Source organism: Campylobacter sp. P0109, from assembly GCF_002138755.1.
GTDB classification, from domain to species: domain Bacteria; phylum Campylobacterota; class Campylobacteria; order Campylobacterales; family Campylobacteraceae; genus Campylobacter; species Campylobacter devanensis.
Map to the genome: position 1 here is coordinate 117,353 of NZ_MJKK01000001.1, position 15,040 is coordinate 132,392.

At 33.8% G+C, this 15,040-nt stretch carries 15 protein-coding genes; 8 read left to right on the plus strand and 7 right to left on the minus strand.

Annotated features, from left to right (window positions below; genetic code table 11):
* Nucleotides 1–129: 129 nt before the first annotated feature.
* Nucleotides 130–1,209, minus strand: a complete 1,080-nt coding sequence (locus CIGNP109_RS00605; RefSeq protein WP_086227806.1) for an HNH endonuclease family protein — start codon at nucleotides 1,207–1,209, stop codon at nucleotides 130–132.
* Nucleotides 1,199–2,236 carry an adenine-specific methyltransferase EcoRI family protein gene (locus CIGNP109_RS00610; protein WP_086226480.1) on the minus strand — a complete coding sequence of 346 codons (1,038 nt, stop codon included), beginning with the start codon at nucleotides 2,234–2,236 and terminating at the stop codon, nucleotides 1,199–1,201. Before CIGNP109_RS00610 ends, CIGNP109_RS00605 begins: the two co-directional genes overlap by 11 nt.
* 222 nt (nucleotides 2,237–2,458) lie before the next feature.
* Between CIGNP109_RS00610 and CIGNP109_RS00615 the strand changes: the two genes are divergently transcribed.
* The 6 genes from CIGNP109_RS00615 to hypA are packed head-to-tail and all read left to right on the plus strand — an operon-like array spanning nucleotide 2,459 to nucleotide 6,931.
* Nucleotides 2,459–2,737, plus strand: a complete 279-nt coding sequence (locus CIGNP109_RS00615) for a HypC/HybG/HupF family hydrogenase formation chaperone (RefSeq protein ID WP_086227807.1) — start codon at nucleotides 2,459–2,461, stop codon at nucleotides 2,735–2,737.
* Between the two features lie 6 nt (nucleotides 2,738–2,743).
* Nucleotides 2,744–3,772: a DNA cytosine methyltransferase gene (locus CIGNP109_RS00620; protein ID WP_086227808.1), complete on the plus strand. Its 1,029-nt coding sequence runs from the start codon at nucleotides 2,744–2,746 to the stop codon at nucleotides 3,770–3,772.
* On the plus strand, nucleotides 3,751–4,506 hold the full coding sequence (locus CIGNP109_RS00625; protein ID WP_086227809.1) for an Eco47II family restriction endonuclease: 756 nt from the start codon (nucleotides 3,751–3,753) through the stop codon (nucleotides 4,504–4,506). Before CIGNP109_RS00620 ends, CIGNP109_RS00625 begins: the two co-directional genes overlap by 22 nt.
* On the plus strand, nucleotides 4,506–5,594 hold the full coding sequence (hypD, locus tag CIGNP109_RS00630) for a hydrogenase formation protein HypD (RefSeq protein WP_086227810.1): 1,089 nt from the start codon (nucleotides 4,506–4,508) through the stop codon (nucleotides 5,592–5,594). Before CIGNP109_RS00625 ends, hypD begins: the two co-directional genes overlap by 1 nt.
* Complete coding sequence (gene hypE / locus CIGNP109_RS00635) at nucleotides 5,595–6,578, plus strand: hydrogenase expression/formation protein HypE (RefSeq protein WP_086227811.1); 984 nt, start codon at nucleotides 5,595–5,597, stop codon at nucleotides 6,576–6,578. It abuts the gene before it with no gap.
* Between the two features lie 11 nt (nucleotides 6,579–6,589).
* A complete protein-coding gene (gene hypA, locus CIGNP109_RS00640; protein WP_086224132.1) occupies nucleotides 6,590–6,931 on the plus strand; it encodes a hydrogenase maturation nickel metallochaperone HypA in 342 nt (113 codons plus the stop codon).
* On the opposite strand, the gene CIGNP109_RS00645 is transcribed toward hypA, so the two are convergent.
* From CIGNP109_RS00645 to rpsO, 5 genes are all read right to left on the minus strand, one after another.
* Nucleotides 6,932–7,954, minus strand: a complete 1,023-nt coding sequence (locus tag CIGNP109_RS00645) for a hypothetical protein (RefSeq protein WP_086226474.1) — start codon at nucleotides 7,952–7,954, stop codon at nucleotides 6,932–6,934. It abuts the gene before it with no gap.
* Entirely contained in the window at nucleotides 7,954–8,973 is a 1,020-nt protein-coding gene (queA, locus tag CIGNP109_RS00650) for a tRNA preQ1(34) S-adenosylmethionine ribosyltransferase-isomerase QueA (protein WP_439097821.1), read from the minus strand. The genes CIGNP109_RS00645 and queA overlap by 1 nt, the downstream gene beginning before the upstream one ends.
* Entirely contained in the window at nucleotides 8,963–9,706 is a 744-nt protein-coding gene (gene tatC / locus CIGNP109_RS00655; protein WP_086227813.1) for a twin-arginine translocase subunit TatC, read from the minus strand. The genes queA and tatC overlap by 11 nt, the downstream gene beginning before the upstream one ends.
* Complete coding sequence (tatB, locus tag CIGNP109_RS00660; RefSeq protein WP_086224137.1) at nucleotides 9,706–10,254, minus strand: Sec-independent protein translocase protein TatB; 549 nt, start codon at nucleotides 10,252–10,254, stop codon at nucleotides 9,706–9,708. The genes tatC and tatB overlap by 1 nt, the downstream gene beginning before the upstream one ends.
* Before the next feature lie 107 nt (nucleotides 10,255–10,361).
* Complete coding sequence (gene rpsO, locus CIGNP109_RS00665; RefSeq protein ID WP_086224655.1) at nucleotides 10,362–10,634, minus strand: 30S ribosomal protein S15; 273 nt, start codon at nucleotides 10,632–10,634, stop codon at nucleotides 10,362–10,364.
* A 194-nt stretch (nucleotides 10,635–10,828) separates the two neighbouring features.
* Here rpsO and ileS point away from each other — a divergent pair, with 194 nt between their 5' ends.
* Nucleotides 10,829–13,582, plus strand: coding sequence for an isoleucine--tRNA ligase (ileS, locus tag CIGNP109_RS00670; RefSeq protein ID WP_086227814.1), 2,754 nt, complete (start codon nucleotides 10,829–10,831; stop codon nucleotides 13,580–13,582).
* 96 nt (nucleotides 13,583–13,678) lie between these two features.
* Nucleotides 13,679–15,040, plus strand: coding sequence for an Asp-tRNA(Asn)/Glu-tRNA(Gln) amidotransferase subunit GatA (gatA, locus tag CIGNP109_RS00675; RefSeq protein WP_086227815.1), 1,362 nt, complete (start codon nucleotides 13,679–13,681; stop codon nucleotides 15,038–15,040).

Below are 15,040 nucleotides of genomic sequence, written 5' to 3' on the forward strand. Positions count from 1 at the left end.
AGTAAATTTCTAGGGAATTCTAGAATTCCCTAGTATCTTTTTTTCTTGGGGGTGCGGGGGGTTTTCTTTTTTATATTTTTTAGGAATTCTAGAATTTAAGGAATTCTAGTTTGGAATTCCAAAAATCTTTTATTTATCACTTTTACGCCTATTACACTCTTTACACAGCATTTGGCAGTTTTCATCATTTGTTTTACCGCCTTGGCTCCACGGCGTTATATGGTCAGCCTCCATTTGTTCTATTTCAAAATGTTCTTTACACATAGGACAAATTCCTTTTTGTTTTTCATAGGTTTTGCGTTTTTGGCTATCGCTAAAAGCTCTTAAATTTAAATGCCTTTCATCATGGCTTAAAACATAAGGATAAACGCCTTTTTTATTTGTTACTTCATCATCCATCATTAGTTTTTCTAGCTCAGCTTCAAGCTTTTTAGCATCAAGGCTTTTATCTTTATATTTATTATATAGTTCGCCCCACGCTATACCTTTCATCTCTTTGCGGTATTTTGGAAATTTCAGCTCCACCCACTCTATCACAGCTCTAAAATACTGCCACAGCTCATCAGCATTATCATCTTGCTGATGTATGCTCATATATTCTTCTATTTTGCCATTATTTATCCAGCTTATAGCAGTTTCTAGGTATTCTTGTCTTATAGGCGAGCCACTCATATATTTTTCGCCTATTTTATACGCCACGCAGCCAGTTTTGCTAAATTTTTGCTTTGCCGAGCTTAGCCAAGGTCCAGTATAAACAGCATTTCTTAGCTCTTGATTGCTTAGCTTTTCACCAGCTATATTTATGGTTTTAAACCACTCTAATTTCTCGCTATCTGCCCCATCGCAAATATAAATAAATAATTTATAATCTAAAATTTGCTCTTTTTGGTCGTTTGTGAGATTGTGAAAATACATTTCATCTACGCTGAAATTCCCCACCACATACTCACAAAAGCTAATAGTCCTTTGCTGACCATCTAGCACTTCGTAATTATCGCCGTTTTTTACCCAGTACATTACATTTAGTGGAAAGCCTTTGCGAATAGTCCTTATTACATCATCTCTTTGTTTGTCTTTATAGACAAACTCCCTTTGATACTTTGGGCGGATATCTAGTCTGCCACCAAAGGCTACCACGCCTTCTTCATCACTATTTTCATAGCCATTTACTATATCTCTAATTGTAAATTCTTTTAACTCAATTTTCATTTTTTATCCTTTTTATTATGATACGAGCATACTTTGGCTTACCATTAACTTCTGTTAGATATGTCCCTCTTGTTTCATCTGTTGGTCCAGTAAGCATACTATATCTACCTATGCCATCTAAAATTTCAAATTGCTCAGGGCTATATTTATCCAAAAAAGTAATAGGCACACCCATAGGCTCGTAGTAATCACACGGAATATCAGCGGTTTTATCTACATTTATAGCATCGTAATTATCGTATTTTGGGAATTCTTGCGGATTGTATTTTTTATATAAATCTAAAAATTCGTGGCGTTTTTTGATATCAAGGTTTGTAAACCAAGCGCAATTTCTAAATTTTACTAAGCCAGTATTTTCATTATATACACCACTAGCAAATTCTCTTAAATTAACACTTTTAAAATAAGCATTGCCACCTTTAAATCCGTGACCCAACCACAATTTATTATCTTTTATAAGTGGAAAAATTTCTTTATAAGAAATAGCATTTAAACTACCGATAATTAAAAAATTTTTATCATACTCTATAAGCTGAGCTACATACTCTCTAAATAGTGAAAAAGGCGGATTTGTTACTACGATATCGGCTTGTTTTAGTAGCTCCACGCATTCAGCAGAGCGAAAATCACCAGCTTCATATTTTTTATCGCCAAAAAGTTTTTTAGCACGCTTTTTTACAATTTTATTTATAAGCTCATTTGTGATTAAATCATAGTCATTTATATCTTCAAGCTTATTTATAGAGACTTTATATACTACATTTCTTTCGCCAAAAAGGTCCTCAGTGTTAGCAATTGGCGAGTTTATATAAGTAGTAGTAATTAGCTTTTTAAGTCCTAAACGATTAAAATTTCTTATAAAATATTTAAAAAAGTTACTTTCTCTTGGGTCATCGCAGTTACAATAAACCACTTTATCTTTAAAATGTTCTTTGTAATTTTTAAGCTCGTTTTCTATATCGCTAAGCTGAGTATAAAACTCATCATTTTTATTTTTCTTTGCATCATCTAAGCTACCACCGGCCATTTTTTTTGCCTTTGTTATGAAGTTTTGAGAGATCAATTCTAGCATAATTTTAAAAATATTATATAAGTTTTTGTTTATTTTGGAATTCTAAAATTTAAGGAATTCTAGTTTGGAATTCCAAATTTACTATTTTTGCGTAGTTTTTGTCAAATAAAGCGTATTGAAAATTAAAAAAATATTTGCTAGAATTAGTGCTTTTAATGCGTAAAAATAAGGATAAAAATGTGTCTTTCAATACCTTCAAAAGTGATATCAATAGATGAGAATAATTTTGCCATTGTTGAAACTCTCGGTGTTAAGCGTGGGGTGAGCTTGGATTTGATAGCTGAGCCTGTATCGGTGGGGGATTATGTGCTGATACATGTGGGATTTGCGATGGAGAAGATAGATACCAAATACGCTTTAGAGAGCTTAGAGATTTATAAGCAGATCGCAGATGATATGAATAGTGGCAAAATATCAGCCGATGAAGGCGATATGGGCTTAGCAGCGTTGAAGTAGAGATTGATGTTTAAAAGTATTGAGTTATTTGCTGGTGGCGGAGGTATGGCTCTTGGATTAGAAAGAGCCGGTTTTGCCCATATAGGTTTGATAGAAATAGATAAATCATCTGTTAAAACTTTATTGGCAAATAGACCCAATTGGAATGTTATTTGTGATGATATTGCTGAAATTTCATCTTGTGATTTAAAGAGCAAATTTAATATAAAAATCAAAGAGTTAGATCTATTATCTGGTGGATCGCCTTGTCAGAGCTTTAGTTATGCAGGCAAGAGGCTTGGGCTTGAAGATACTAGGGGGACTCTATTTTATCATTATGCTTTGTTTTTAAAAAAATTACAACCTAAGATGTTTTTATTTGAAAATGTCAAGGGACTTTTAACGCATGATAAAGGCAATACTTTTAAAATAATTTGTGATATTTTTTGCGAGCAAGGCTATAATATAGAATATAAAGTGCTAAATGCGCTTGATTATGGTGTGGCGCAAAAAAGAGAGCGATTGATTGTAGTTGGAATTAGAAAAGATTTGCAAGATAAGGTGTTTTTTGCTTTTCCTAAAAAGCACGATAAAAAGCTGGTTTTGAGAGATATTTTACAAAATGTCCCAAAAAGTCAGTGCGCTAAATACTCAGAGCAAAAAGCTAGTGTTTTTGCTCTCGTGCCTGCTGGTGGGTATTGGCGTGATATAGATCCAAATATTGCTAAAGCTTATATGAAAACTTGCTGGAATATGGCTGGTGGTAGAACTGGAATTTTAAGGCGACTTAGCTTTGATGAGCCAAGCCTAACTGTGCTTACAACACCGCAAATGAAGCAAACTGATAGGTGCCACCCAAGTGAGATTAGGCCATTTAGCGTAAGAGAAAATGCTAGAATTCAATCCTTTCCAGATGAATGGAAGTTTTGTGGCTCTATGGCAGAACAATACAAGCAAATAGGTAATGCTGTGCCTGTGAATTTGGCTTATGAAATTGGTAAAGAGATAATTAAATCATTAAATGGAGAAACGAAGTGGGGCGAGAGTTTATTTTAGACTTTATATCAAAAACAGACTTTGAAAAACATGTTTTGCAGACTTTAAACGAGTATCAAGAAGTGTTAAAAAGTATTGATTTAAGCAAATTTAACTCAAATATAATCGACCCTATAAAATTGCTTTTTGATAAACATATTTATGTTAAAAGTTATGAAGAAATTATAGCCTTGGAGCTACAAAGACAAAGAGATAAATCAAATAATAACTCTATTGGATATTTTCATCAAAATATTTTTCAGTATATTAAAGGTTGCGAAGTTCCAAAAAGTGGCTGGGATATAGTATTTAAAGGCGAAAAAAACTCATATTTTGTCGAGCTGAAAAATAAACACAATACCATGAATAGCTCATCAAGTCAAAAGACATTTATGAAAATGCAAAATCATCTTTTAAATTCTAAAAATTCCAAAGATATTTGCGCTCTTGTAGAAGTAATAGCTAAAAAATCAGCAAATGAGCCTTGGGTTATCAGTCTTGATGGGAAAAGGCAAACTAGCAATGAAAGACTGCGCAGAATTTCTATTGATAAATTTTACGAAATTATAACAGGTGATAAATTGGCTTTCAAAAAACTTTGCGAACAACTGCCAAAAACTATAGAAAAACTACTAAAGCAAAACCTACATTTGCAACTACAAAAAGATAGCGTTTATGAAGAACTTAAAAAGATTGATAAAGATATTTTAACAGCTCTTTATAAGTTAGCATTTTTAACATACGAAGGATTTTAATGGATTTGATAAATAGTTTTAGGGATAAGGACAAGATTTTAGCCTTAAGCCAGATAATCAAGCAAAGAAGCAAAAAGCCATTAAATATTATGGAGATTTGCGGCGGTCATACTCATAGTATAATGAAATTTGGCTTACCACAATTAGTAGGAGAGAATATCAATTTCATCCACGGCCCAGGCTGTCCTGTGTGCATAATGCCTAGAAGTCGCATTGATGAGGCTATAGCGATTGCTAGTATAGATGGGGTGATATTTTGTACCTTAGCTGATATGTTAAGGGTGCCAGGGAGTAAAGGCTCTTTGGCTATGCTTAGGGCTGATGGGGCTGATATTAGGGCTTTATACTCGCCACTTGATACAATCACAATAGCCAAAGAAAATCCAGATAAAAAGGTTGTATTTTTCGCTATTGGATTTGAGACCACCACGCCTATGAGCGCAGTGGTGGTAAAACAAGCTGTTGAGTTGAATTTACAAAATCTATTTATACATATAAATCATGTCACAGTCCCAGCACCTGTAAGGGCTATAATGAGTGATAAAGATGTGAAAATAGATGCGTTTTTGGGTCCATCGCATGTGAGTGTGATTACTGGTAGTAAAATTTATGAAGAGCTAGCAAATGAGTTTAAAACGCCTATTGCGGTGAGCGGATTTGAGCCTTTGGATCTTATGGATAGTATATTAAATTTAGTCAATCAGCATGAAAACGGCACCCATAAGGTATATAATGAGTATGCTAGAGTGGTTAGCAAAGATGGTAATTTAAAGGCCAAAGAGCTAATAGATAGATATTTTCAGCCGTGTGATTTTGAGTGGAGAGGGCTAGGCGTTATCAAAGATAGCGGATTAAGACTAAGAGATGAGTTTAGCTACTTGGATGCTAAAAAATATTTTAATGTAGAAGTTGGCGAATCTAAGGAGTCTAAGGCCTGTATCTGCGGTGAGATTTTGCGTGGTAAGGCTAAGCCGTATGATTGTAAAGTCTTTGGCAAGGTGTGTAATCCGCAAAATCCTATTGGTAGCTGTATGGTAAGTGGCGAGGGTGCTTGTGCGGCGTATTATAAATATAGCAAAAGAGGATAGATGAAAAAGATATTATTAGCTCATGGTGGTGGTGGGCAAGAGATGAATGAACTCATAAATGGGTTGATTTTTAGGATTTTTGATAATGAAATTTTAGCCCAAAGCAATGATAGTGCGATTTTAAATTTAAGTGGAAAACTCGCATTTAGCACCGATAGCTTCGTAGTAAGCCCTACTAAATTTCCAGGTGGTGATATCGGTAAAATCGCAGTTTGTGGGACGATAAATGACCTAGCAATGGTAGGGGCAAAGCCTAGGTATATTAGTTGCGCTTTGATTATAGAAGAGGGGCTTGGTATTGATGAGCTTAAAGAAATCTTAAATAGCATGAAAAGCACGGCTGATGAGGCTGGAGTTAGCATAGTTTGCGGTGATACTAAGGTGGTTAGTAAGGGGAGTTGTGATAAGATTTTTATCAATACTTCAGGTATTGGAGAGATTATCAAAGAGTCTAGAGTGGGGAATTTAAAAAGTGGTGCGAAAATCCTTTTAAGCGGTGATGTAGGTAGGCATGGTGCTGTGATTTTAGCAAATAGAAATGAGCTAAATTTGGATTTGCAAAGCGATTGTAAGCCTTTAAATAATGTAGTTGAAGCGCTTTTAAATGCTAATATCGCTCCTCTTGCTATGAGAGATGCGACTCGTGGTGGACTCTCAGCTGTGTTAAATGAGTGGGCAAAAGCTTGTGGATATGATATTAAAATCAATGAGGAAAATATCGCTGTAAGTGATGAGGTTATAGGAATTTGCGAGATGCTTGGGTTTGAGCCATATGAGCTTGCTAATGAGGGAACTTTTGTTTTAGCTATTGATCCTAAAGATGAGATTAAAGCGCTTGAGATTTTAAGAGAATTTGACTCAAGTGCAAATACTATTGGCGAGATTTTAGATAGTAATAAAGGTAATGTAATTATACAAAATAGCTATGGTGCTTCTAGATTTATGGAGCCACCAAAGGGCGAGTTGCTACCTAGAATTTGCTAAAAGGAGAATCAATGCATGAACTAGCTATAGTCCAAGATCTATTTAAATTGTGCGAGACAAATGCTATGAAGCATAATGCTACAAAGATAAATAAAGTAGAGATTGAGATAGGAAGATTAAGCGGAGTAGAAGCGCACTATTTACAAAGTGCTTTTGATGCTTTTAAAGCAGATACAATCTGTTCAGATGCTAAGCTTATAATTCATCCAAAAGATATTACGATTAAATGTAACGAGTGCGGTGCTCAAAGTGTGCTTTTAGAAAATGAGTTTCTTTGTCCAAAATGTGGTTCAAATTCGCTAGATGTTATTAGCGGTGAAGATATGTATCTAATGCGTCTAGAGATGGAATAGCTAGCAAATTACGCTAGCTAACTCATCTATAGTATATGGTTGGTATAGTTTTGTATCACCAAAGCTGCTTGCGACATCATCAAAATGAGAATTATCACTTATTATAATAATCTTAAAACCCTTAATCTTTTGCCACTCTTTGATTAAATTCAACTCATTATATGGAAGTTTTTTAACAATTTTTGCTTGAATAAATAAAAAATCAGGTTTATATAGCATATCTGTTATATGGTTTTTAACACTCTCCCAGCTTGATTCTGGTTGGATATATATCCCAAAAATACTAAGTCCAGCCACAAGAGCAAAAAATCCAGTCTGACTCTCATAGGCTACTAAGGCACTTTTTTGCTCATTTGGTTCGCTGATTTGTGGCTCTTTTAGCTGATGCATTGTAGCGTTAAATGAAAAGATTGAGCTATTGGATTTTACGCTAAATTCAATCTTTGAACCGATTTGTTCAGCATAGCTTGAAGCGATAGAGAGAAATTTATAATTTATATTTCTATTTTTATATTCTAATGCGCTTATAATCTCACTAGTATTCATTTGAGCTGAAGTTTTAATTGAAATTTGATATTCATCTGGATTTTTGGTTGGTTTTATAGTAAATAAAATTGAGCTATTTTTTATGCTTTTATTTACAAAGCAAAGAATATTATGAGTTGCATTTGTGATAGCTTTAAAATTTGCACTAAAATACCTAGCTTGTCTTGGAGGGTAGTTAAAGATTATGATATTTTGGTTTTGCGCAGCTTTATCATGAAGTACTCTAAAAAATAACCCCAAGCGCTCGATAATATCACCATTTTCAAGCCTATTATGGAAAAATCTTAAATTTAGTTTAGCTAATCTTTTATCTGATGTACGGATTAGTTTTTGATTTCTATTTTGTACTGGTTTCCTGCTAATTACGATTAGTAGCATTACAAAGAAAAATAGTACGCTAAAAGCGACATATTCCTTAATATCTACACTATTTGCCATTGCAAATTCAGCCATTAAAAGTAAAAATAAAATTCTCATCATATCACCAACATCGCATCACCATAGGAGTAAAATTTATACTCTTTTTCTATAGCTTGTTTGTAAATTTGTTTGACATTTTCTAAGCCCACAAAGCTTGCTACTAACATAATTAATGTAGATTTTGGTAAGTGGAAATTAGTTAATAGATAGTTTTGTCTTTGTGGTGGATTAGCTGGATGTAAAAATAGATCACATAGTCCATCTTTTACTCCAGTTCTATAAAAGTATTCAATACATCTTGTAACTGTCGTTCCTACGCCAAGAATAGGCTTATTGCTATTTATAGTATTTATTGCCTCATCGCTTATAGTATAGATCTCGCTATGCATTTTATGCTCTCTAATATCGCTAACTTCAACACCTTTAAATGTTCCAGCTCCTACGTGTAGAGTAATATATGAGATGTTGTGTTTGTTTTTTATATCTTGTATCATTTGTTGGCTAAAATGCAAACTAGCAGTTGGCGCAGCTACTGCTCCATCATTTTTAGCAAATATACTTTGATACCATATCTCATCGCTTTTTTGATCAGCTCTTTTGATATATGGAGGGAGTGGGATATGTCCTATTTGATTTAGAATTTGGTATAAATTTTCTGTTTTAATTTCATTACCATTTTGATTAAATTTAACAATTCGATACTCATCTAAAAGCTCTATAACTTCACAACTTAGCCCATTATCAAATTCTAAAATTGTCCCAGCTTTTACTCGACCTTTAATTAAAGTGCTAAATTTACCTTGGCCTAAAGGTTGATTTAATAATAACTCTACAGCTCCGCCACTTGATTTTTTGCCATAGATTCTAGCTTTGATAACTTTAGTATCATTAAAAATAATATCACAATCTGGTAAAAATTCCATCAAATTACCAAATTTTGTATGCGTTATTTTATTATTAGAGCGTTGATATACTAATAGATTAGCACTCTCTTTTGGATTAGCTGGAGATGATGCAATTAAACTAGAGGGAAGCTCATAATCATAACTATCTAGATCAAATATATTATTTTTCATCATCAATTTCTTCTTCTTCATCTTTTGGTGCTGGATTTACCATTTTAGCTATTAAAATTGATAAAGAATATAATCCAATTAATGGAATAGCTAGCATAAATTGACTAAGCACATCTGGTGGAGTCATAATCGCTGCAAAAATAAATATCCCAACAATCGCATATCTAAAAAATCCCTTTAAACTCTCATCAGTAATCATACCAATCTTAGCTAAAAAAAATGTAACAACTGGTAGCTCAAAGCTAATTCCAAAAGCTACTACAATCTTAGTAAAAAACCCTACATAATCCCCAATGCTAGGGAGCGCTTGAAATAGTGTCCCACCAAAATTTATAAGAAAAGCAAAGCCAACAGGCACTACAAAATAGTAACAAAACGCAGCCCCTACAATAAACATAATTGTAGCGCTTAACACAAATGGAATTACATATTTTTTCTCATTTTCATATAGTCCTGGAGCTACAAATAGCCAAAATTGCCAAAAGATTATAGGCAATGCAAGCAAAAGTCCAGCAAAAAATGCTACTTTCATCGCTGTAAAAAATGGTTCAGCTACTTGAGTAAATATGATGTTGCTATTATCTGGCAATACAGCCTTAAGTGGCGCAGTCATAAAATCAAGCAAAGGCGCCCAAAAATTAAAACATATAATAAAACATACTATAACCGATAATGCACTAATTAACAAACGCTTTCTAAGCTCGATTAAATGCGGTCTTAAATCTTCAAACATTATGCCTCTTTTGTGTTTTGAATTTCATTTTTTAGCTCTTTTTGGTTGGAATTTAGGTTGCTATTTATGCTATTTAATGAGCTTAAATTTGGTTTTGGAGGATTGCTTATATTTGCTGGATTATCAGTTATTGTATTTTTAGGTTGTTGTGATTGATCTTCTTCATCATTAAAGTCAAAACCAGCATTTAATTTATTTATAGGATTTAAATTTGATATCTCATTTTGGATATCAGCTAGTGATTTTTGTGTTGAACCTGCTATATTAGTTACATTGCTTTTTAACTCATCAAGCTCTTCAAATGTTAGCTTTTTTCTTACTCCATCTATGCCGCTAGTTAAGCTATCTTTATACTTTTTAGCATCCTCTTTTAATTCGGCTATTTTTATCTCTTGTTCAAATGTGCTTTTAGCTCCATTTATAGTTTGTTTAAATATTTTAAAAAACTTTGCTATATTAACCATCGCACTTGGTAGTTTATCAGGACCTAAGACTATTACAGCAACAATGGCGACTATTAATATTTCACCGATTCCCATTCCTAGCATAAAAATTCCTAAATTTAAATTTAAGCTAGTATTCTACAATTTTTTTGCTTAATAGATATTGATTTTATAGTGTATAGAAGTAAAAAGCCCTAAAAAGGGCTTATGAATTATTTATCTCTTAGACCTAGTTCAGCTATTAATTTAGTATAAGTTTCATATTTAGTAGCTTTTAGGTATTTTAATAGTCTTTTGCGACGACCAACTAGTTTTAATAGACCTAATCTTGAGCTAAAGTCTTTTTTATTTACTTTTAGGTGTTCTGTTAGTTCTGCTATTCTTGTGCTTAGCAGTGCAATTTGAACTTCTGAAGAGCCTGTGTCTCCACTTTTTCTAGCAAATTTTGCAACTATTTGAGCTTTTTTAGCCGTATCTAAAGCCATATTTGACCTCCTGAGCGGTATATAAAATTGAGCGGTGATTATATCATAATAATCAAAAAGTTTGCTTAAAAATAGTATTTGATAGGTTAAATTTGAATTATAAAAATTTATATAGATTAAATTTGGCAATTTTTACTTAAGTTTTATATACTTTTTGCTAAAATCAAAAAATTTTTTACTATTAAAGGTGTTATATGGATTATAAAGATACTCTTTTGTTGCCGGTTACTGATTTTGCAATGAGAGGCAATTTGCCACAAAATGAACCAGCAAGATACGCAAAATGGGATAAAAATAGAGTCTATGATAAGATGAAAAAAGCTCGTCAAAATGCATCTGCGAGTTTTAATATTCATGATGGCCCACCATATGCAAATGGTCACCTTCACATAGGTCACGCATTAAATAAAATTTTAAAAGATATAATAGTTAAAACTCACTACTTTTTTGGAGAGAGTGTTAGATTTACTCCAGGATGGGATTGTCATGGATTACCAATTGAACAACAAGTAGAGATGAAACTTGGTGATAAAAAAAAGAGTATGAGTACCGTAGCTATTAGAAGTGAGTGTAGAGACTGGGCTAGTGAATTTATAGAGATTCAAAAAGCTGAGTTTAAATCTCTTGGCGTCATAGGGGATTGGGAAGAACCATATATGACGATGAAATTTAAATTTGAAGCAAATATATATAGAACCCTATGCGAAGTGGCTAAAAAGGGTCTTTTAATAGAAAGAAGTAAGCCTGTATTTTGGAGCTGGGCTGCTAAAAGCGCGCTTGCTGAGGCTGAAGTAGAGTATGCTGATAAAGAAGATTATAGTCTATATGTAGCTTTTGAATTATCAAAATCAGCATCTAAAGCAATAGGAGTTGAAGATGCTAAAGCAGTAATATGGACTACTACTCCATGGACATTAGTAGCTAATCAAGCAATTAGTTTAAATCCAAATGAAATTTACTGCATTACAAAAGAGAAATTAATTTTTGCTAAGCCTTTACTTGAGGTTTTAGTAGCTCAAGGCATTACAAGTGGAGAGATTATCAGTGAGTTTAATTCGCAAAAATTAGAAAATTTACACGCTATAAATCCACTTAATGGCAGAGAGTCTAAATTTATTCTTGGCGAGCATGTTTTAATGGATGGCGGTACAGGATTAGTTCATACTGCACCTGGTCATGGAGAAGATGATTATTTTGCTAGTCTTAGATATGGTATAGAGGTTATAATGCCAGTTGATGAGGCTGGGCTATATGATGAGACGCTAAAACATAATGGTTTATTGCCAGTAGATGTTGTAGATGAGTTTATAGGTATGCATATATTTAAAGCTAATGAGAAAATTATAGAGCTTTTAGGCGATGCAGTAGTTAAAGTAAGTAAATTTACTCACAGCTATCCATTTTGCTGGAGAACGCATAAACCTGTAATTTATAGAGCAACAAAGCAGTGGTTTATTGCTATGGATGAGCCAAAATTAAGCGGCAAAACTCTGCGTCAGACCGCTCTTGAGGCGTTAAATAGTGTGAAATTTTATCCAGAAGCTGGGATTAAAAGAATATCATCAATGATAGAAAATCGTCCAGATTGGTGTATTAGTCGTCAGCGTGATTGGGGTGTGCCAATTGCATTTTTTAGAATTAAATCTACTAAAGAAGTTATTTTTGATAGTGAAATTTTAGATCATATAGCTAAGATTTTTGATGAGAAGGGTGCTGATGCGTGGTGGAGTATGAGCATTGAAGAGCTATTGCCTAATGGGTCTAAATTTAAGGCTGATGAATTAGAAAAAATTAGCGATATTTTAGATGTTTGGTTTGATAGTGGCTCAACTTGGAATGCTGTGTTAAATAGCAGTGATTATGATGCTGGTGAATATAGTGCTAGTATGTATCTTGAAGGAAGCGACCAGCATCGTGGGTGGTTCCAAAGTTCTCTACTATTAAGCTGTGCTGTAAATGAAAAAGCACCATATAAAAGCGTATTAACTCATGGATTTACCGTAGATAAAAATGGCGAAAAGATGAGTAAATCCAAAGGCAATGTAATAGCTCCAGATGCAGTTGCTAAGGAATTTGGTGTTGAGATCTTGCGTCTATGGGTTAGTTTAAGCGATTATTCAAGTGATTTAAAAATAGGCAATGATATCTTAAAACAAGTAGCCGAACAGTATAGAAAGATTAGAAATACTATAAGATTTTTACTAGCCAATATTAGCGATTTAAAAGAATTTAATTATGAATTTGGCTTGCTAGATAGATGGATTTTAGGCAAGGCAAGTGCGTGCTTTAATGAAGTTAGTAGCTGTTTTAAAAATTATGAGTATTCAAAAGGATTTAATATTTTATTAAATTTCTTAAGCGGCGATTTAAGTGGTATTTATCTAGATATATGCAAGGATAGATTATACTGCGATGCTGCAAATAGCACTAAAAGAGCAAGTTCGCAAACTGCTATGGCTTTAATAACTAAGGCGCTTTTACCGCTTATTGCCCCAACCCTTACATATACAGTAGATGAGGTTATGGAGTATGCACCTAGTATAATCAAAGATGGTAAAAGCGATGTTTTTGATCTAGTTTATGAACCAATTAAATTTGATAGTGCAATTGATGATACATTGCTTAGAGAGAGTAAAGAGAAATTTAATGAAATTATTGACAATCTAAAAAAAGATAAGCTAATTAAAGCTACTTTAGAATTAGAAATTCAAACTAGCAGTGATTCTATATTGGCTCTTGATAAAGATGAAGTAGCTGATTGGTATATGGTAAGTAATTTTGGAGTATTTAGAGTTGATAGTGATATTTTAGCAGAGTTTGTAGTAGATGATCATAGATTCGTTGTTGCTCGTTCGGCTAAATTTAAATGCCCAAGATGCTGGAAATTTAGCGCTCAAAGTGATGAGTGTCTATGTCCTAGATGTGCTGAGGTGATGAGTGCTAACTGAACCAGTTGGGGTTATAACTATAGTTGTTACAATTGCAGTTTTACTAGCCGTTACTGCTGTAGGAATAATTTTGGTTAATATATATAAGGAGAAAGAGTGATAAGTCTAAAAGAGGCTATGAAGTTAAGTTCTAGCGATCTAGAGCTACTTCGTAAAGAGCTGATTAATAAAATAGAAAAAACTAAAGAGATAGGTGCATATGTTGAGCAATTGACAAATAGTCCAATTGATGAGAGTTTTGCTGGTGTGCCAATTGCTATAAAAGATAATATTCAAGTAAAAAATTGGGCAATTACAAGCTGTTCAAAAATTTTACAAGGCTACAAAGCACCATATAACGCAACTGTAATTGAGAAGCTAATCTTAGCTGGTTTAGCTCCATTTGGTAGAACAAATATGGATGAGTTTGCTATGGGAAGCACTACTGAGAGTTCATATTATGGTAGAACGCTAAATCCGCTTGATCACTCTAGAGTTCCAGGCGGAAGTAGTGGCGGAAGCGCAGCGGCCGTAGCAGCTGGTATAGCTATAGCGGCTCTTGGTAGTGATACGGGTGGTAGCATACGCCAACCAGCGGCGTTTTGCGGTTGTGTGGGCTTTAAACCTACATATGGTAGGGTCAGTCGATATGGACTTAGTGCCTATTCTAGTAGCTTAGATCAGATTGGGCCAATTACGCAAAATGTAGAAGATGCTGCAATATTATATGATGTTATTGCTGGACATGATAAACTAGATAGCACTAGTGCAAATGTAGATTTTACTCCAGTGGCTCCAAATTTAAATCCAAATAGAAAATTAAAAATAGCTGTAATTAAAAACTATGTTAATGAAGCAAGCGCTCCAGTTAAAGATGCATTAAATTTAACCATAGAGAAGTTAAAAAATGCCGGTCATGAAATTTGCTATAAAGAGTTAGCTAATTCTAAATATGATATTGCCGCATATTATATCATTGCTACAGCTGAGGCTAGTGCAAATTTGAGTCGTTATGATGGCGTAAGATATGGCAATAGAGCCAAGGCTGATAGCTTAGGGCAGATGTATGCGAATACTAGGGGTGAGGGCTTTGGAGCTGAAGTTCAGCGTAGAATGCTTCTTGGGACATTTGTTTTAAGTAGCGGCTACTATGATGCTTATTATATCAAAGCACAAAAGGCAAGAGCATTTATCAAGCGTGAATATGATGAGATTTTAAATGAAGTAGATATAATTTTAATGCCAGTTGCGCCATCTGTGGCATATAAATTTGGTGAATTAAAAGATCCTTTGAGTGCGTATTTGAGTGATATTTATACAATTGGGGTGAATTTAGCAGGTTTGCCAGCTATCACTGTGCCAGTAGCAAATGATGAGAATGGACTAAATATCTCAGCTCAATTAATTGGTGGTGCGTGGCAAGAACAGACAGTTTTAGACGCAGCTTTAAGCTTAGAGAATATAATAAAAGGAAAATAG

What these genes read in the sequence shown, in the direction of transcription:
- CIGNP109_RS00605 (WP_086227806.1), bottom strand. Translation starts at nt 1,209, where the DNA reads ATGAAAATTGAGTTAAAAGAATTTACAATTAGAGATATAGTAAATGGC.
- CIGNP109_RS00610 (WP_086226480.1), bottom strand. Translation starts at nt 2,236, where the DNA reads ATGGCCGGTGGTAGCTTAGATGATGCAAAGAAAAATAAAAATGATGAG.
- CIGNP109_RS00615 (WP_086227807.1), top strand. Translation starts at nt 2,459, where the DNA reads ATGTGTCTTTCAATACCTTCAAAAGTGATATCAATAGATGAGAATAAT.
- CIGNP109_RS00620 (WP_086227808.1), top strand. Translation starts at nt 2,744, where the DNA reads ATGTTTAAAAGTATTGAGTTATTTGCTGGTGGCGGAGGTATGGCTCTT.
- hypD (WP_086227810.1), top strand. Translation starts at nt 4,506, where the DNA reads ATGGATTTGATAAATAGTTTTAGGGATAAGGACAAGATTTTAGCCTTA.
- hypE (WP_086227811.1), top strand. Translation starts at nt 5,595, where the DNA reads ATGAAAAAGATATTATTAGCTCATGGTGGTGGTGGGCAAGAGATGAAT.
- hypA (WP_086224132.1), top strand. Translation starts at nt 6,590, where the DNA reads ATGCATGAACTAGCTATAGTCCAAGATCTATTTAAATTGTGCGAGACA.
- CIGNP109_RS00645 (WP_086226474.1), bottom strand. Translation starts at nt 7,954, where the DNA reads ATGAGAATTTTATTTTTACTTTTAATGGCTGAATTTGCAATGGCAAAT.
- queA (WP_439097821.1), bottom strand. Translation starts at nt 8,973, where the DNA reads ATGAAAAATAATATATTTGATCTAGATAGTTATGATTATGAGCTTCCC.
- tatC (WP_086227813.1), bottom strand. Translation starts at nt 9,706, where the DNA reads ATGTTTGAAGATTTAAGACCGCATTTAATCGAGCTTAGAAAGCGTTTG.
- tatB (WP_086224137.1), bottom strand. Translation starts at nt 10,254, where the DNA reads ATGCTAGGAATGGGAATCGGTGAAATATTAATAGTCGCCATTGTTGCT.
- rpsO (WP_086224655.1), bottom strand. Translation starts at nt 10,634, where the DNA reads ATGGCTTTAGATACGGCTAAAAAAGCTCAAATAGTTGCAAAATTTGCT.
- ileS (WP_086227814.1), top strand. Translation starts at nt 10,829, where the DNA reads ATGGATTATAAAGATACTCTTTTGTTGCCGGTTACTGATTTTGCAATG.